This is a genomic window from Acetobacter aceti NBRC 14818 (genome assembly GCF_000193495.2).
In the GTDB taxonomy this organism is placed as follows: Bacteria; Pseudomonadota; Alphaproteobacteria; order Acetobacterales; family Acetobacteraceae; genus Acetobacter; species Acetobacter aceti.
Map to the genome: position 1 here is coordinate 125,416 of NZ_AP023410.1, position 17,897 is coordinate 143,312.

17 protein-coding genes are annotated in these 17,897 nt (G+C 56.3%); 9 read left to right on the top strand and 8 right to left on the bottom strand.

Annotation, left to right across the window (positions count from 1 at the left end):
• Window positions 1-283 precede the first annotated feature (283 nt).
• Window positions 284-904 carry a transglycosylase SLT domain-containing protein gene (locus EMQ_RS00535; protein ID WP_010666560.1) on the top strand — a complete coding sequence of 207 codons (621 nt, stop codon included), beginning with the start codon at window positions 284-286 and terminating at the stop codon, window positions 902-904.
• 411 nt (window positions 905-1,315) lie between these two features.
• On the opposite strand, the gene EMQ_RS00540 is transcribed toward EMQ_RS00535, so the two are convergent.
• From EMQ_RS00540 to EMQ_RS00565, 6 genes are all read right to left on the bottom strand, one after another.
• On the bottom strand, window positions 1,316-2,290 hold the full coding sequence (locus EMQ_RS00540) for a hypothetical protein (RefSeq protein ID WP_010669251.1): 975 nt from the start codon (window positions 2,288-2,290) through the stop codon (window positions 1,316-1,318).
• A 371-nt stretch (window positions 2,291-2,661) separates the two neighbouring features.
• Window positions 2,662-3,450: a CHAP domain-containing protein gene (locus tag EMQ_RS00545; protein WP_010668807.1), complete on the bottom strand. Its 789-nt coding sequence runs from the start codon at window positions 3,448-3,450 to the stop codon at window positions 2,662-2,664.
• A 395-nt stretch (window positions 3,451-3,845) separates the two neighbouring features.
• The gene (locus EMQ_RS00550; RefSeq protein ID WP_010668808.1) at window positions 3,846-4,814 is read right to left on the bottom strand and encodes an NAD-dependent epimerase/dehydratase family protein; all 969 of its coding nucleotides are present in this window, start codon (window positions 4,812-4,814) and stop codon (window positions 3,846-3,848) included.
• Between the two features lie 49 nt (window positions 4,815-4,863).
• A complete protein-coding gene (locus EMQ_RS00555) occupies window positions 4,864-5,406 on the bottom strand; it encodes a DUF192 domain-containing protein (protein ID WP_010668809.1) in 543 nt (180 codons plus the stop codon).
• 73 nt (window positions 5,407-5,479) lie between these two features.
• Complete coding sequence (locus tag EMQ_RS00560) at window positions 5,480-6,148, bottom strand: MBL fold metallo-hydrolase (RefSeq protein WP_010668810.1); 669 nt, start codon at window positions 6,146-6,148, stop codon at window positions 5,480-5,482.
• A gap of 37 nt (window positions 6,149-6,185) precedes the next feature.
• On the bottom strand, window positions 6,186-6,596 hold the full coding sequence (locus tag EMQ_RS00565; RefSeq protein WP_010668811.1) for a host attachment protein: 411 nt from the start codon (window positions 6,594-6,596) through the stop codon (window positions 6,186-6,188).
• Window positions 6,597-6,786: 190 nt separating this feature from the next.
• Between EMQ_RS00565 and EMQ_RS00570 the strand changes: the two genes are divergently transcribed.
• The 5 genes from EMQ_RS00570 to EMQ_RS00590 all read left to right on the top strand — a co-directional run bounded on the left by EMQ_RS00570 (window position 6,787) and on the right by EMQ_RS00590 (window position 12,416).
• The gene (locus EMQ_RS00570; protein ID WP_048874166.1) at window positions 6,787-7,896 is read left to right on the top strand and encodes an XdhC family protein; all 1,110 of its coding nucleotides are present in this window, start codon (window positions 6,787-6,789) and stop codon (window positions 7,894-7,896) included.
• On the top strand, window positions 7,869-8,537 hold the full coding sequence (locus tag EMQ_RS00575; RefSeq protein WP_010668309.1) for a nucleotidyltransferase family protein: 669 nt from the start codon (window positions 7,869-7,871) through the stop codon (window positions 8,535-8,537). The genes EMQ_RS00570 and EMQ_RS00575 overlap by 28 nt, the downstream gene beginning before the upstream one ends.
• Window positions 8,538-8,672: 135 nt before the next feature.
• Window positions 8,673-9,716 (top strand): isopenicillin N synthase family dioxygenase, encoded by a 1,044-nt coding sequence (locus EMQ_RS00580; RefSeq protein ID WP_010668308.1) that lies wholly within the window; start codon window positions 8,673-8,675, stop codon window positions 9,714-9,716.
• Between the two features lie 26 nt (window positions 9,717-9,742).
• Complete coding sequence (locus EMQ_RS00585; RefSeq protein WP_010668307.1) at window positions 9,743-11,104, top strand: purine-cytosine permease family protein; 1,362 nt, start codon at window positions 9,743-9,745, stop codon at window positions 11,102-11,104.
• A 43-nt stretch (window positions 11,105-11,147) separates the two neighbouring features.
• Entirely contained in the window at window positions 11,148-12,416 is a 1,269-nt protein-coding gene (locus EMQ_RS00590; protein WP_010668306.1) for a cytosine deaminase, read from the top strand.
• Between the two features lie 52 nt (window positions 12,417-12,468).
• Here the strand turns inward: EMQ_RS00590 and fzlA are convergent, their stop codons facing one another.
• On the bottom strand, window positions 12,469-13,137 hold the full coding sequence (gene fzlA, locus EMQ_RS00595; RefSeq protein ID WP_010668305.1) for an FtsZ-binding protein FzlA: 669 nt from the start codon (window positions 13,135-13,137) through the stop codon (window positions 12,469-12,471).
• A gap of 199 nt (window positions 13,138-13,336) precedes the next feature.
• Between fzlA and minC the strand changes: the two genes are divergently transcribed.
• The 3 genes from minC to minE all read left to right on the top strand — a co-directional run bounded on the left by minC (window position 13,337) and on the right by minE (window position 15,322).
• On the top strand, window positions 13,337-14,101 hold the full coding sequence (gene minC / locus EMQ_RS00600) for a septum site-determining protein MinC (RefSeq protein ID WP_010668304.1): 765 nt from the start codon (window positions 13,337-13,339) through the stop codon (window positions 14,099-14,101).
• A 112-nt stretch (window positions 14,102-14,213) separates the two neighbouring features.
• The gene (minD, locus tag EMQ_RS00605) at window positions 14,214-15,029 is read left to right on the top strand and encodes a septum site-determining protein MinD (RefSeq protein WP_010668303.1); all 816 of its coding nucleotides are present in this window, start codon (window positions 14,214-14,216) and stop codon (window positions 15,027-15,029) included.
• The gene (gene minE / locus EMQ_RS00610; RefSeq protein WP_010668302.1) at window positions 15,026-15,322 is read left to right on the top strand and encodes a cell division topological specificity factor MinE; all 297 of its coding nucleotides are present in this window, start codon (window positions 15,026-15,028) and stop codon (window positions 15,320-15,322) included. The genes minD and minE overlap by 4 nt, the downstream gene beginning before the upstream one ends.
• A gap of 146 nt (window positions 15,323-15,468) precedes the next feature.
• Here the strand turns inward: minE and EMQ_RS00615 are convergent, their stop codons facing one another.
• A complete protein-coding gene (locus EMQ_RS00615; protein WP_010668301.1) occupies window positions 15,469-17,628 on the bottom strand; it encodes a phosphocholine-specific phospholipase C in 2,160 nt (719 codons plus the stop codon).
• Between the last annotated feature and the right edge of the window lie 269 nt (window positions 17,629-17,897).

The window sequence follows — 17,897 nt, forward strand, 5'->3', positions numbered from 1 at the left end:
TCATGGATGACAGTCTGCATGATTTCCAGATATGCCAGCAAAACGGGCAACGGCTTGGTCTGTTGGTCGTTGGGGTGTGATCTGTGCGTTTTCTGACAGTGATTGCTAGAGAAGAGTGGGAATAATCCTCTTCACATAAAAGCTGAAGATATACCCTTGGCTATCAAGAAGAGTGCACGAAAAAATCTGTGAAGGATAAGCCTGCTCCCTTCATTTTAATACAATCCTAAATAACCCATTTGATATTGGTTTTATGAACCAATTTTTTGGATATTGGCTTGTTATGGCTGGCCTTGTCATGGGGCTTGCGCCGGTCAAGGCTCAGGCAGCGCAGGTTGTCTCGTGCGACAAGGCAGCGGCTATTGTGGAGAAAAGCCTGGATATTCCTCTGGGTCTGCTTGTCGCGATTGCGCGGGTTGAAAGCAATAATCAACCCCTTGCCGTCAATGTAAACGGCCTCACTGTTTCCTTTTCCCGTCAGGAACTGGCGGTTGATGCCGTAAAAACAATGCTGAAATCGGGTGCTTTCGGTCCTCGGCCGCATGTCGATATCGGATGTTTCCAGATCAATCTCGGTTGGCATTCCGATGCATTTCCGTCGATTGAAGCAGGTTTTGATCCCGTGACAAATGGACTGGCAGCTGGTCTTTTCCTGCGCGAAATTCATGCAAAGACGGGCAGCTGGCACGAAGCGGTCGCCCGTTATCATGCGGCTTCTCAGGCTGGAGCCCGTTACGCCGAAGCCGTTTTCCGGAAATATGAGGGCCGTTCCGGGCAGAAGGCGACGGGATACTATGCACCGCCGGAAGGGGAAGCCACCGTGTTGCAGCATGAGGGGCGAAGCTGGGTTAAAACAGCATCCGCATATGGAGTGACCGTCTTTGAACCTGATGCCGGACAGTGATCATTATTCTGCGTAAATTCTGCCCATAGCAATCGGATCGCACGTGCAGCGTCAGTCTGGTTAGGGAAACAAGACCGCGATTGCGTCGTGACTATTCCGCATTCATTCATTGCGGTCATGAGCCCCATCTGATTGCTAGTGGAAAAGAAGACAGCCTCTCCCGATTGCAAAAACCACCAAAAAGGTCATCGTTTCAAAGAGCTATTGGTATAAGTGTAGTCTGAAAAGAAGTTGCGAGGGTTGGCCCAGATAGGGGCTGGGACAGTTCTTGCTCTTCATGCCTTTCGAGGATGCTTTTTCTTGTGTTCCATGCAGTTCATCCTCTCTTGGTCGCTGTGAGGATGGTGTGTGGGGGGTATCCCGAGGTGCTGACCCGATACGCTTTTCTGTCCTTCAAGAAATTCGGGATAATCAGCAGCAGTGACGTGGACGATAGCTGCCGAGACGGTCTACGACGGCGAGTTGAACGGTCTGCCGCGTTTCATCAACGGACGTAAAGACATGAGTGCGTGCGCGTCGTTCAATCTCCAGACTGTCTTCATGTTGAGAGGATGGTGCGGCTGTTTCCCGGATCAGGTCCGCTACCGTTATGCCTGAATGAACGGCAAAGCGCGCCACACGAAAAGCAAGACTGTTAACGACAGTTTCGGATTCCATGCGTCCGAAAGCGCTTTTGTGAAGCAGTAGGCGGTTTTTGGCGTCAGCGTAAAGCGTGACGACATGTCGTTCACAACACGCATGGAAATAACGCTGATGCCATAAACGGGTCTGCTCGTGCTCCGCCTGAGCCAGAGAGGCGTCGCGTGCCGCTTCCCGGTCACCGCTTTCGCGTGCTTTTACTGCGCGCGCCGCGAGCCAAGCACCGGCAAAATCGGAGTAGGCGCTGTTCTGCCAAAGAGAAGAGCCATCAGATGCCTCAGACCCGACACGGAACCGACGCTGCCCGTCTACGCCATAGATCACATGGAAAAGTTCTGGCTCCGGGTCACGGCCAATGACCAGCACGTCTGAGGGGCTGCCGGGATGGAGATAACGCTGGGTGGTGAACACATCGTAGAGTGCTTCATCATCATATGATTGCTCGAGATGCTTCTTCACATATCCAAGAAAACGGGGCGCTTGCATTTCCAGGATACTGCGTGGGCAGAAATCGAAACTCCACCACCGTGACATCTTGACCAGATTGAACGCCAGCGCATTGCGGAGAGGGAGGAGGGAAGCCGGTTTACTTCCATGTTCGCAGAGAAAATGCACATCGCGAAATCTGGCGATCAGTCTGTTTATCTGTCCGACAAATGGCTGGGCAAGATCAAGATAGGAGAGCAGTTGGGCCGGGTGGGAACGTTCGAGGTGCCATTCAGCAGTGAATTCCGTTGCAGTGTTCATCAGGAAAAGCCCTATTCGATGCAGGATTTCAAATAGCGTATTGCAATTAAGAATTGTTCGCAATAGTGGAGTGGGTAGGGCCAGATTAAGAGAGTGTCATTTTCTCTTTTGGGTTTGGCCTCTATCGGCTCAACACGGTGTGGAGATCAGTAGTTGTCGGAAATGACAACATAAGCTGTTTACGTATTCCGCAAATGCAATAGTGCTGATTCTGGCGCAGACAGATCGAATCTGTCTCTGTCCCTCATATTGAGATCAAAAAATGACGTCTAACCGTTGAAAGCGCATAGCCTTGAGAAGGTAATTCAAAGCAAAAAATGCCATAAAAAAAGAGGCCATATAGGCCTCTTTTTGCGGAAGTAACTGGCTTCTTATTTTTGAACTTTATGCTTTGGTGCCCGATGATGTCGGAACATCGGGTGAAAGCGTCGGGGAGCACGATAATTCTGCTCAATGGTGCCCACATCTTCCGGAGCTTCAGCTACTTCCGAGCCAGCATCCGCCGCAACAGTCATCCGCTCCGCTGAGGCGGTCATGACAGGAGAAGCGCCCTCGCTGCGAGGATAGATGAAGCCGAAGGTTGGATAGATGGACCCGAAGGTTCCCTTCTGGCCACTCAGTTCGACACGGACAGCGGACCAGTCATTGTCAGGTGAAACATCGACGACACGAACGTTGCGGCTGATGCCACTCTGTCCCCAGTGAGACTGGTCAATGGTGATGACACGGCTGTTCAGGGCATTGGTTACGACAGCAACATGACCAAGCGGCATGCGGCGGATCGGACGGAAATTGAGGACGCTTCCAACTTCCGGGGCTGAACCGCGCGCATAGCGACCGGCAGCTTTGTACCACCAGTCACGCGCATTGCCCCTGATTTCAACAGCGGATTCCGCTTTGGCAAAAGCGACGCACTGGATCACATGGTTGTTGTAGTGGTTATGCCGGACCCAGCGACCATAGTAGGCTGGCGCGTAATGTGTGTGGTAGCCATGCTGCACGACATTGAAGGAAATGCTGTGCATACGATGACTGGTGTTTTTCGTGGCCGCATGCCGTGCGCGGGCATGACCGGAAGAGGGGAGCAGTGCATTGGTTGCCGCTACTGTGAGGGTCGCCATGGCAAGGCGACGAAAGCCAGAAGTCCTCAGCAGATCCATAATGCGCAGCCCTCAAAATTCTCTGTGATCGTGCGTAGCAAGGCTGCTTTGCATCTGACAAGAGCCGCAACGGCACTTACTGACCTTAAAAGTCAGATCCTATCAATCTCATAAAATGAACAGTGAAACATGGGATTAAAATCCTATGTTTTGTAAATAAAAGTCAATTTTTGCCTTATTTCACATTAATGATTTATTTAATATGCATTAATTCTTAAGCGTAGATACCAAACCGTGCAGTTTGATTCGCTTGATGGGCCAAAGGGGAAGAACGGCAAGGCCGTGTAGCCAGCACTCAAGAGGACTCAACGGGATAGTCCGTCGTGAGGTAGCAGAGGCTTTCCTTAAACAAAGGGAAAAGCCTGTTCCTGCAGATATCAGTCCGGGAAAGAGCCTTAGCTGTGTTGGTAACTAAGAAACCAGCGTGAAAACTGTTCCAGCCCGGTTTCGAGCGACGTAGCAGGCTGCCAGTCGATCAGTTGCTGGATCTGCTCAAGAGAGGCCCAGGTATACTCAACATCAGCCGATGGCCGCGGCGTCATTTGAATATCAGCTTTTCGGCCCAGAAAGTTTTCCAAAAGACTGATGAGCCGCGCCACTGGTTCGGGAACATTGCTCCCGATATTCAGGATGCGAACCTGATCGGAGGGCGGCAGGTCCATTACGGCACAGATGGCATCGACGGCATCATCGATAAAAGTGAAATCGCGACCGAGAGAAGCACCTTCATACAGCGTGACCGGACGGCCCTCCGTTATGGCCTTGGCAAACAGATAATAGGCCATGTCAGGCCTTCCCCACGGTCCGTAGACCGTGAAAAAACGCAGTCCTGTCAGGGGAAGTTGATGAAGGTGATGGTAGCACTCTGCTGTCAGTTCGGCGGCCCGTTTGGAGACCGCGTAAAAGGAGCCGGGCTGGTCGACGCGGTCTGTTTCCCTGAAAGGTAACGCGGCATTCCGGCCGTAAACAGAGGATGATGAGGCATAGACGATGTGCCGCAGGGCAGGGAGCCGCTGGGCCAGTTCGAGAATGGCGACCTGCCCCCGGACATTGGCGTCTACAAAGGCAAACGGCATCATGACGGAATGGCGCACACCGGCCTGTGCTGCAAAATGCAGGATTTCGGTAATGGAACGCTGCTCGAAAGCCGTGAAAACAGTCAGCAGATCATCGACGGCGATGTCGATTTTTCGGATCGTGAAGTTCGGAAAAGCCTCAAGCTGGGCTAGGCGTGCATTTTTGAGGGCGGGATCGTAATAGCTGTTGAGATTATCAATCCCGATAACCTGTTTTCCGGACGCAAGCAGGCGCAGGCAGGTGCTGAAACCAATGAACCCGGCAGCCCCGGTGACCAGAACTGTCACCGTATGCTCCTGTCGAACCTGCTGCGTGCTGCCGGGTGAGTCATGAGGGTCAGTGAGACTTTTTTGCTGAAGCTGGCGGAGCCATCTTGGCTTCCAGTGAGGAGGATGTCACCCGGTCTCCGACAACGATCCCCAGCTTCGCCGTAATGCCGCCCTGTAGTTCGAGGGTCGCCATGGCCGGACCATGACTGCTGATACGCGCCAGACTCTGTGGCACGGCATTTTCGGTAATGGACTGGATGCGCCCGTTAGCGTCTATGAAAACGATATCGAGCGGAACGAGCGTATTCTCCATCCACATGTCGCTCTGCTGCGGCGCGCTCCAGAGGAACAGCATGCCCTGATCGGCAGGAAGGGACGTGCGGAACATCTCGCCGACCTGCTGCTGGCGCAAGGTGGTGGCCTTTTCAACCGTGAAATCATGCTTTCCGGAGGCCGAGGTGATTGTCAGCGTCTCTTTCGGAAGCGGCGGCTGGGCCGCTGTGGGGGCGCCGGATATGGCATCATCGGCAGAGGCCGGAAGGGGCAGCGAAAGCCCGCCTGAAGCAAGCGCAAGGGACAGAAAGAGAGTGCCAAACGTCTGACGGTTCACCGATGATGTGCCTCTGCTGATCGTTCCGAGGAACGGCTGGAAAAGGAAATAGGGGATCAGGGAAAATAAAGTCTTACTGCAGGAACTGGTTGTTCACCCGTTCCATGCCGATCTTCGTGGGCGCGCCATGTCCCGGCACGACGACAACTTCATCACCAAGGGGGAGAAGTTTCTCGCGGATTGCCGTGATCAGCTGACGACTGTCACCATAGGAAAAGTCGGTGCGTCCGATGGTGCCGCGAAACAACGTATCGCCCGCGAAAACAATCTGCTCCGCTGCGTCAAAAAACACGACATGGCCCGGCGTGTGACCGGGAACATGCAGCACCTGATAGTGGTGACCGAGAAGATCGAGCGTCTCGCCATCCGACGTGTATCGGTCAGGACTGACGCTGTGCAGGTCCGCCAGACCGAAATGACGCGCTTGCTCCTCGACGGAGTTCAGCAGGAACTCGTCATGGGTGGTGGGACCGATCACTTCGGGAGTCTCGGTCTGCGTACCAGCCAGAAGTGTTCTGAGAGCCACGGTGCCGCCGACATGATCCAGATGACCATGCGTTAGAAGAATGGCGTCCACTGTCAGACCGGCCTCGGTGATCCGGGCATGAATGCGTTCGGCATCCCCGCCCGGATCAACCACGAGAGCCTTGTGCGTCACCGGGTCCCAGACAAGGGAACAATTCTGATGGAACGGGGTGACAGGGAGCCGTTCTGTAATCAGACGTCCTGTATCGCTCATCATATGCTCCTGTCTGGTCTGGAAAAGGCTACGCAGGGGGTCAGGCGGTCTTCCAGCCTGTTTCCGGAATGTCGAAGTGGGAAGCCAGATCGGCAACCGGAATGTTGATCAGGTCCTTGTCGATCGACTTGATCAGCTTGGCCTGTGTCGGCTTGGCGAGGTGCTCACGGATGACGTGCAGAACCTTGGCCGGAGCCGCCAGAACGAAACCGTCCGGCTTGCTGCTGCCGTGAAGCTGGTCGTTCATCCATGTGGCGACGCGCTTGCCGAATTCTTCCTTGTGATGGTCGGCGACGGAGAAATCACCGCGACCATTGTCTGAAGAACCTGCAATTTCGGCTGCTGCGAAGTGGGAGACTTCGTGCATGTGGCCGTCCTTGTGCTGAAGGACGCGGGCCTTGCCGCCATCGGCAACGATATAAATGACTTGTCCGTCGAAGCTGTTCGGCATCGTATGTGCTCCATGATTGGCACGTTATTGTCCGAAAGTGCGAGGCATGCCGATAAGGCACGCCGGGATTCGGAGCTCGGCGCCAAGATAGAGCCCTGATCGGGGTTTGGGGCAACCCCCCTTTCTGTCAGCGCGGCCTTGCCTCACGGCTCGGGTGGAGAAACACAGCATTCATTGTATAGTGCAAAATATGTCCAGCTCCGCTCCTCCCGCAAAATTATCCTGCCCTTTTGCTTTGGCGCAGGAATGGCTCACACAGGGCAGAGCGGTCGCTTTCGCTACTGTCGTGGGGACCGGAGGGCGTTCGCCCCGGCCTCTTGGCAGCATCATGGTCATGGATGACAGCGGACGTGTTGAAGGCTCCGTCAGCGGTGGTTGCGTTGAGGCGGACGTCATGTCCATCGCAAAAGAGGTGATGGATGGCGCGCCGCCCTGTGTCCGCAGTTATGGCGGTGAAGAAGTGGGGCTCTGGTCGGTGGGGCTGGCCTGTGGCGGTCGTCTGGATGTGTTTGTCGAGGCCGTGCGGTCGCCGCTTTCCCCGGAGGGCACGTTTCCCGCTGAACTGCTTACGTGGATCACCGATCGACGCACCAAGGGAGAGCCTCTGGCTATCGGCATGGCGCTTGATGGCTCACGGCATGCGGTGCTGGCAGGAGAAGGGGCATTATTCTGTCCTGACGAGGAGGTTCCGTCTGCGATTGTGAGCATCATGACAGAGCGGGTCGCGACGGGAGAGGCAGGAGCGGTCAGTCCCGCGATAACGCCCGACTGGTTTGTGCAACTGCTGATGCCTGCGCCTCGTCTGCTGATCGTAGGAGCGGTTCATATCGCGCAGGTGCTGGCGGCGATGGCGACCAATGCGGGTTATGATGTCACCATCATTGATCCCCGCACCAGTCTTGCGACGCCCGAGCGTTTCCCCGGTGTCAGACTGGTGGATGACTGGCCCGATGACGCCCTCTCGGCAGCCAGACCGGACAGGATGACCGCTATTGTCACGCTGACCCATGACAGCAAGCTCGACGATCCAGCGCTTATGGAAGCTTTGAAAGGTCCGGCTTTCTATATCGGCGCTCTGGGATCGCGGGGAACGCAGGCCTCGCGTCTGGAACGGCTGCGCGAAGCAGGCGTGAGCGAAGAGTCTCTCCAGAGGGTCAGGGGACCAGTCGGCCTGCCGATCGGTGCTGTCGATGTGGAAGAGATCGCGATTTCCATCATGGCCGACATTGTCGCCGTGCGTCGCGGTGCACCGCTCGCCAAGAGTATCAGCTGGTGGTCGCCCGGACAGGTGAAAGCGTGACAGTCGCAGGGTCGGTCGTCGCCGTCGTTCTGGCGGCTGGTCGGTCCTCCCGGTCCGGAGCGCAGCACAAGCTGCTGGCCAGAGATGCGGACGGCCAGACCATGCTCGCCCGCACGCTTGCCGGACTCTGCGCCAGTCAGGTGTCGGCGCTTTGCGTCGTTCTGCCGCCTTTGGCGCGTGAAACTTCCGCAGCCCTTCAGGCGATCGTGCAGAAATCATGTTCAGGCAAACCCACTGAAATTCGTATCTCCAACGCAGCAGACGAAGGTCTGTCCGCGTCCCTGAAAGTCGGCATTGCATGGGCCATGGAACAGCAGGCCGCAGGATGCATCGTCAGTCTTGGAGATATGCCGTTGGTCGGCAGCTTGGTCATTGATGCGCTGGTCAGTCGCTTTCGGCAGGGCGATGCCGATGTCGTTCTGCCGGAATGGCTGGGGCAGGTGGGCAATCCGGTCCTGTGGAAAGCGGGATGTTTTGAGGCTTTGCAGACGCTGACAGGAGATAGAGGCGGGAAGGTTTTGCTAGCTCAGCCGTCTCTGAGAAAAGCGAGAGTTGCAGCCGATCCATCGGTTCTGATGGATTTCGATACCCCTGACGCCCTGCTGGAATTTGCGCATATGCGGGCTGCGGGAAACATCTGATGATCTGCTTGTCGCGCAACAGGCTGTGATTAAAAATCATTTCCTAAATGAAATGAAGTCCGGTAAGGCTTGAAGCCAGTGCGTGACCAGATTGGGCATGCCTTCTGACTGACATTCAACGGGAGACCCCATCCGATGGCTGTCGTGCAAACCGGAAATGGTGTCCGGATCACCGGCGATGACGGGCTGGATGTCCAGCGCACGGCTTTCACGGAAATACCGGTTGTTGATCTCGCGGGCATGATGTCGCCGGATGAGACGGAGCGACAGAGAACAGGGGCAGAGGTCCGGAAGGCCTGCACCGAGGTCGGTTTCTTCTACGTACGCAATCACGGTGTGAACCCTGACGTGCTGGCAAAATGCTATGAAGAAAGCAAGGCTTTCTTCGCGTTGCCTGAGACTGAAAAGTGCCTCGTCCACATCAGAAACTCACCCAACCATCGTGGTTACGGTCCACTGCTCGAAGAGAACACCAATCCTGACTCGCAGGGCGACCTGCACGAGGCCTTTGATCTTGCGGGCGATATTCCTGCCAGCGATCCGGATGTGATGGCGGGCAAGGCGCTGTATGGTCCCAATCTCTGGCCTGAACGACCGCTCGGGTTTAAACCGGCGGTGCTTGACTGTTACAGAAGTCTGGTGGCGCTGGGACACACACTGTTCCGGGCGTTTGCTTTGGCTCTTGAGCTGGAGGAGGATTATTTCCTCCCGCTGATCCGCAAACCCTGCGCGCATATGCGTATTCTTCGTTATCCGCCACAGGAAGTCGTCGTCAGCGAAAAGCAGATCGGTATCGGCGCGCACTCGGATTATGAGTGTTTCACCATCCTGAACCAGAACGGCGACTCTGCGCTTCAGGTGCTGAACGCGGCAGGTGTCTGGGTGGAAGCGGCGCCCATTCCAGATACATTCGTCATCAATGTCGGGGACATGATGGCGCGGTGGACCAATGACCTGTTCTGCTCGACCCTGCATCGCGTCATCAACCGATCCGGAAAAGAACGTTACTCCATCCCGCTTTTCTTTGGACCTGACTACGACACCGTCATCAGTCCGCTGCCATCCTGTCAGGATGCGGATCATCCGCCGCTCTACCCGCCCATCAGGGCTGGGGATTACATCCTCTCCCGGTTTGACGAGACATATGATTATCGTCAGGCGCAGCCAGAAAAAGTCTGAATTCTTTCCAACAGGATTATGTAATTATGCAAGTTGAGGAAACCGGTAGCGCGGCCGTTCTGGAACCCGTGTCAACCCATTTGCGGACAACCCGCGTGGATCGGGTCTTCTGGAGCCATTTCTCTCCCAACCTTGCGCCTTCAGCCTGGGTGATCGGCGTGCTGGTGGTGGTGCTTGGACTGCCCGGATGGACCGGTTTCTCGGTTCTGCTGATCGGCAATCTCCTTGGCTCGCTACCTGTGGCGCTCTGTGCCGTGATGGGGCCTGAGACGGGACTTCCGCAGATGGAAGCGTCACGTTTCTCGTTCGGCCGGACCGGCAAGCGGCTGCCTTCCCTGATCAACTGGGCGAACTGCGTCGGCTGGGATGCGGTCAATAATGTGCCGTCCGCACTGGCCTTCATCCTGCTGCTGAAGATGGTTGGTCTTGCAGTCCCGTTCTGGCTCGCTCTGGGTATTCTGGCTTTCGCCCAGTTGCTCGCGAGCATGGGTGGACATGACATTGTTCAGGCGATTGAAAAATATCTCGGCTGGGTCCTGCTGGTATCGTTTGCCATCGTCGGAGGGATCGCCGTTTTCCAGTCGTCGGGGCAGGGAAGTGCAGCACCCGCCGCTGCGCCGCGATTTGCTGATATCATGATCGGTATAGGTGCTGTCAGCAGTTTCAACATGGCATGGGCGGCCTATGCATCGGACTACACGCGCTATGTCCCGCCTGGCACGCCGTCTTCCCGTGTTTTCTGGCTGACCTTTGGCGGAACATTCCTTTCTTCCTTTATCATGGAACTGTTCGGCCTGCTGACCGGGGCTGCAATCAGCGACCCGTCGCCGGGTTCGGTGATTGCAGCCTTGCAGAACTGGTCAGGTGTTTTTGCACCGGTGGCTCTGGCCGCCGTGGCGTTTTCTTCCATCGCGATCAATGCAGCGAACGACAATACGGCTGCCTATGCGCTGATTTCCGGAGGCGTGCATGTCAACCGTATGCTCAGCGCTGTGGTGACGGCAGGCATGGGCTACCTTCTTGCTGTGCTGGGGGAGGGAACATTCGTGTCCCTCTATGAGAATTACCTGCTTCTCGCCCTTTATTGGATCGCGCCATGGTGCGGGATCGTGCTGGCCGACTGGTATTGCCGTCCTGCGTCGCTGAAGTCTCTGCGGATGGAAACACTCGCCGGCTGGACATCGTCGGCGACGCTGTTTGTCGTCGTGACGGTTTTGACAATTGGCCTGTTCTCATCGACACCTCTCTACACAGGCCCTGTTGCGGCGATGCTCGGAGGGGCAGATGTCGGTTATCTCGTCGGTTTCTTCCTGGCTGCTCTGGGACAGGTAGCGCTGCTGAATGCACGAGGGCGGCGCGTATCTGTCGCCCATTTTCAGGATGCCTGATACGGCGAGGAATTCATGACGATCGAAACGGGTAAAATCTGACATGATGGATTTGGTTCTGAAAAACGGTGTCCTGCCCGATGGCAGTCGGGTGGACATCGCCATCGCCGACGGAAAAATCGCCGCCATTGAAGCAGGGTTTTCAGGTGAGGCTGCCGAGACGCTGGATCTGGAAGGCTACTTGGTCTCTCCGCCTTTCGTGGACAGCCATTTTCACCTCGATACGACGCTGACAGCTGGACTGATCCGTCACAATACTAGCGGCACCCTTCTGGAAGGTATCCAGATCTGGAAGGAAACAAAGCCCCATCTGACCGAAGAGGATATCTACGCCCGCGCCCGCAAACTGTGCGAGATGACCATCTCGCAAGGTACGCTCGCCATCCGGTCACACGTCGATATCAGCGATCCTGATCTGAAAGCGGTCCGTGCACTGGTGCGTCTGCGGGAGGACCTGAAACCGTGGATGACCATCCAGCTTGTGGCCTTTCCGCAGGACGGTTTTTTCCGGATGGCAGGCGCGGCGGAACTGCTGGTCAGAGCGCTCGATATGGGGCTCGATCTGGTTGGCGGCATTCCGCATTATGAACGGACGACGTTACAGGGCGGTGAGTCGATCGACGCGTTGTTCCGGCTGGCGGCGGATCGCGCGCTGCCGATCGATATGCATTGCGACGAAACGGATGACCCGAATTCGCGCCATATCGAAACCATGGCGGCCTGCGCTGTCAGATATGGTTTGCAGGGCAGGGTGACCGGCTCCCACCTGACCTCGATGCATTCCATGGACAATGCTTACGCCGACAAGCTGATCGGTCTTCTGGCAGAATCAGGCCTGGCCGCCGTTTCGAACCCGCTGATCAACATGACGTTGTCGGGGCGCTACGACACCTATCCGAAGCGTCGTGGACTGACGCGCATTCCTGAACTGCTGCGTGCTGGCGTGCCGGTCGGGTTTGGTCATGACTGTGTGATGGACCCGTGGTACCGCCTCGGCAGTCATGATATGCTGGAAGTGGCCTCCATGGGACTGCATGCTGCCCAGATGACCAGCGAGAGTGAGATGGCCGCCTGTTTCAGCAGTGTCACCGACATGGCGGCAGGGATTCTCGGTCTGGACTCGTACGGGCTGAAAGTCGGCAACCCGGCTGACCTGGTGGTGCTGCAGGCCTGCTCGGTGTTCGATGCGTTGCGGTTGCGTCCATGTCGTTTGTATGTGCTGAGAAACGGACGGATCATTTCCCGCACAGCACCACGTCTCAGTCAGTTGACGCTGTCCGAGGAGCGGACGGTCGATCTGGCGCGGATCTGATCGTGGCAGGATGGAGCGATGACCGCTCCATCGCTCAAGAGAAGATACTCTCTCAGAAGTCCAGATTGGCGTAATACTCAGGCGGATTCATGCCGGGCACGCGGTCGTTCAGCAGAGGACGGAAGCACGGACGGGATTTGACCCGCGCATACCATTCGCGGGCTGCGGGCTGCTTGCTCCAGTCGATATCGCCAATGAAGTCGAGGCAGGAGACATGCGCGGCGGCGGCGAAATCGGCCAGCGACAGCGTGCCGCCCGCAAGCCATGTGCGCGCTTCCGCAAGCTGGCCGATATAGTCGAGATGCGGACGAATGTTGGCGTAACCTTCCCGCAGGGCAGTGCCGTCCGGATTGCCGCGACCGCTCAGGCGTTTGAACACCTTCTCGCCCAGCAGCTTGCGGGTGACGTCGCGTGCGAAAACGCTGTCGAACCACGCGACCAGCCGACGGACTTCAACACGTTCGGCAAGGGTGCGACCAAGCAGGCAGGGGTCGGGATAGGCTTCTTCCAGATATTCGCAGATCACCGACGAATCCGGAACCACAAGCCCGTTGTCCTCCACCAGAACCGGCACTTCCTGTGCCGGGTTCAGGCGGGCGAATTCAGGACGGTTCTCCCAGACGCGCTCGGTCAGCGGCTCGAACGGGAGACGTTTTTCACCCAGTGTCAGCCGGACTTTGCGGCAATAGGGTGACAGGGGAAAATGATGAAGGATTCGCATGTGCCCGCTTTAAGCGATCCTTGCGTCACGCGCCAGTAGGTGCATGCAGGGTGTGTACTGTCCGCGCATATGTGCGCGACAGGGAGGCGTCAGAAAGAGAAGCGCTATTGTCAGGGAATAGTCAGGACGCATGATGTCCGCCCTCGACAGGCGGATTAGCGAGATGTTACCACGAGGTCATGATTCTCAACCGGTCGCAATGGTGACGCGCCGGACAATTTTTCAGACCAGGGATGAGCCCCAGATCGTGACGTCGTCCACAGCTTCCGTCGATCCTGCAAGCCTGCCGCGCATCCGGGCTGGCGGTCGGTCCTTTCTCGCTCTGGTGCTTACGCCCGAAGCTCCGCTTGATATCTGGCTCGTCGCTCTGGATCATCAGATCAGTCGCTCCGCCGGTTTTTTTGCGGGCAAACCGATTATCCTTGATCTCACGCTTGTGCCGCTGGACACGCCGGGCCTTGCCGGGCTGCTACCAGCACTTGATGAGCGCAATATCCACGTGATCGGGATTGAAGGCGCGGATCGGAATGAAGAGGTTTTTGCCGACTGGAACTGGCCAGAAGGTCTGAGCGGGGGGCGTTCTACCGCCGAGGAAGATATTCCGCTTGATGACGTCGAGGAACTGGAGCCCACTCCCGGTGCGCTGATTGTTGAAGAGCCGGTGCGTTCCGGACAGCATATTGTCTGGGCGGAAGGTGATGTCATCATCCTGGGTTCTGTCGCATCGGGCGCGGAAGTCTCGGCTGGCGGCTCGATCCATGTGTATGGCGCGCTCAGGGGACGCGCCATTGCGGGGATTGTCGGGCGTCCCGAGGCACGGATTTTTGCCCGTGTGATGCAGCCCGAACTGCTGGCCATTGACGGCTTTTATGCGATTGCCGAAGAAATGTCGGAAGATCTCATCGGAAAACCATCGCAGGCTGTACTCGTTGACGAAGTGCTTACTCTTAAGCCTCTAACGTAGGGCATATTTCGTCGTAATATTAATTTCCGGGCCTGGCCCTGATTTGGACACACATTCGGCCCATTTGATGCGATGATTAAGGGGTCGACACAGAAATAAGGACGAACAGTTTATGGCGCAGGTTCTCGTCGTCACATCCGGCAAGGGCGGCGTCGGTAAGACCACCACCACCGCTGCCCTCGGCGCGGCGCTTGCAAAGACGGGCAAGTCCGTTGTCGTGGTCGATTTCGACGTTGGCCTGCGGAATCTCGATCTGGTGATGGGTGCCGAGCGTCGGGTCGTTTTCGATCTGGTGAATGTCATTCAAGGCGATGCGAAGCTGAATCAGGCGCTTATCAAGGACAAGCGCCTTGATACGCTCTCGCTGCTTCCGGCTTCCCAGACCCGTGACAAGGATGCTCTGACGGAAGAAGGCGTGGCGAAGGTCATGGCCGAACTGAAAGAGAAGTTTGACTGGGTGGTCTGCGACAGTCCGGCCGGTATCGAGCGCGGTGCCCAGCTGGCCATGGCGCACGCCGATCAAGCTGTGATCGTCACCAACCCGGAAGTCTCTTCCGTGCGTGACAGTGACCGTATCATCGGCATGCTGGACAGCACGACAGAGAAGGCGAAGACGGGCGAAAAGATGCCCAAGCATCTCCTGCTGACCCGTTATGATCCAGCCCGCGCCGCTCGCGGAGAAATGCTGAGTGTTGATGACGTTCTGGACATTCTCTCGATCCCGCTGATCGGCATCATTCCGGAAAGCCAGGATGTCCTGCGCTCCTCCAACCTCGGTGCGCCTGTTACTCTGGCCGCTCCCGAAAGCGCACCCGCCCGCGCGTATTTCGAGGCTGTGCGTCGTCTGGCCGGAGAAAAGGTGGACGTCACGGTTCCTACGGAGAAGAAAGGTCTGTTTGACTGGCTCTTCAAGCGGGGTGCTGCATGAGCTTTCTCGCAAACCTTTTCAACCGCAAGTCGTCCGCGCCTGTGGCGCGTGACCGGTTGCAGATTCTTCTCGCTCATGAACGTGCCAACCTTGGCGAAGGCAAGTCCGATCTTCTGGTCCAGCTCCAGAAAGAGATCATGGAAGTGATCAGTCGGCACGTTGCCGTCGATCAGGACAAGGTTCAGGTCAAGTTGGACCGTGGTTCGGGATGTTCCATGCTGGAAATCGATATTGAGGTTCCGGGAATTGAGCAGAACGACAAGGAAAAGAAAGGCGATGCCCATTCTGTGTGAATGTGGTTAGTCCGACTGAATGATGAAATGGCGTCCCGGATGATTGGGACGCCATTCTCATTTCAGAAGTTAAGGTAAGATCAACCAGCCTTGTCACTGTGCGGTTAAAATGGCGGCAGACCAAAAACGTCCGCCGCCTGCTTCATTCAGCCACCAAAGGGGTGGAACGAACGCCGTGGACGATGCGGTCGGTAGTCACTCTCGTTCATACGGAAATCCGGCACGCCACCCATCAGTGGATCGGTAATGCTGTCGCAACCGTTTTCCAGATGTCCGGCAAGCTGAACCTTGAAGCTGGAATCCCCCTCAACCTCAATCGTCAGATCATACCAGCCACCTGTCTCCTTGGTCATGACCGTCAGCACATGGGACTCCATCGGCTCAAGTACATGACGTCCACTCAGCACTTCGCCTGAGTAGCCATCCGTGATGCGCAGACGGGCGCTTGTGTGAGCGTGATTGACCACATCAATCAGAAGGATGTTCTCAAAGCGCTCCGAGCGGCTGTTCACGCCGATCTGAGCAAACGATCCTCCGCGTAATGTGCCTTGGAACAGACGATAGAAACCGTTGGGGCCATGCACGGACAGATCAAAGGTCCGGTTGGAGTCCGAGGCTGACCATGTGTCACTCAGACGCTTGTGGTCTTCAATGGTGTAGAAGCGGGCCACGTCGGTCGCATTGGCATCGCGGACATGGAAAGCAACGCCTGCGTCACCAGTATTGTGGAAACCCAGAACCATCTTCCCGGCGCTTGCGTGCGGGGTCGAATGGATGTGCAGGTCGTAAGGAAGCGCTCTTGCCCGACGTACGCCTTTTTCCTGCACAGGCACGCTCTGGTTTGTGGGCACTGCCGGGACGTAACTGTCATGTCTTTTCGTATCGATCGGTGCGAAGCTGGTTGTGGAAGGCAGCGGAGCGACACGCGTATTCGGGTTTTCAAAATCGAACGCCGATGTCAGATCGCCGGAAACCACGCGACGCCAGGGTGAGATATTGGTTTCGATCAGCCCCGGATAGTGCGGTGCAAAACGGGCTTCAAGGAAGCGGATGAGAGAGGTGTGGTCGAACATCTCCGAGTTGACCCAACCACCACGGCTCCACGGAGAGACGACCAGCATCGGCACACGTGGACCGAAACCATAAGGGCCAGCAACATAGCTGGATGAGCCGGGATAGATCTCGTTTTCGATGGAAACTGTCGAGTTGCCCTGCGTCGTTGACGGCGGCGGTGAGGGAGGAACGATGTGATCAAAGAAACCGTCATTTTCATCGAACATGATGAACAGAGCAGTCTTGCTCCAGACATCCGGGTTATCCGTGAGAATGTCGAGAACCTGCGAAATGTACCAGGCACCATAGTTTGAAGGCCAGTTCGGATGCTCGGAATAGGCTTCCGGTGCGACGATCCATGAAACCTGCGGCAGTGTTCCGGCTTTGACGTCAGCCTTGAAGATATCAAACAGCGTGCCGGACACGGCCGTGTTGGTGCCTGTGCGCGCCTTCTGGGCCAGTGGGGAGGAGTCAGCAGCGTTCTGATACTGGTGGAAATACAGCAGCGATGTATCGCCATAGTTTCCAATATAGGGATTGCTCGTCCAGCCCCATGAGCCGGTAGCACTCAGACCGGTGCCGATATCCTGATACACTTTCCACGAAACGCCAGCCGCTTCCAGACGCTCAGGATAGGTTGACCAGCCATAACCGGCTTCAGCGTTGCTGACCACCGGACCGCCGCCCGTGCCGTCATTTCCGACATAACCGGTCCACATATAATAGCGGTTGGGATCGGTCGCGCCCATGATCGAGCAGTGATAGGAATCACAGATCGTGAAGGCGTCGGCCAGAGCGTAATGGAACGGTACGTCTTCACGCACCAGATGCGACATGCAGGTTGTGGTCTTGGCCGCGATCCAGCCATCCCAGTTGCCGTTGTTCCAGGCTTCGTGGGTCGTCGCCCAGTCATGCGGGAGGTCGGCAAGGAACTGCATGCCCATATCCGGCGCATCTGGATGGAACGGCATGACCCTGTCGGTGCCATGAGGTTGGCTCCAGACCGTGTTGCCGGAAGGCAGACGAACAGCGCGAGGATCATTATAGCCCCGGACACCCTGAAGCATGCCGAAATAATGATCGAACGAGCGGTTTTCCTGCATAAGGAAAATGACATGTTCGATGTCGTCAATGGAACGGGTGCGGGTATTGGCCGGCATCGCAACGGCCTTGCCGATGCTCTGCTGCAGCGTTGTCGCCATAGCGCCCGATGTCAAAAGCTTGAGAAAATTACGGCGATCTGTCTCGGTCATCACTTTGCTTTCGTGACTGGTGTGGACTCACGAATGCGCTGATAGCCTTGGAGAGAAGAGCGTAGGTGACAGTATAATTAACGTGCTGTTAATGTTTGATGCAGATGGGACACTTTTGTTTATAAAAAGATACAAATATAATTAACCGTGGAAATTTATAGTGTTTGAGCTTTCATTTGGTGAATGTGAAATATTACTTTTACAGTTTTTGATTTCGCAAAACAAAAGGAGACTTTCCGGAACAGAAAAATGCTTCTGTCCAGAAAGTC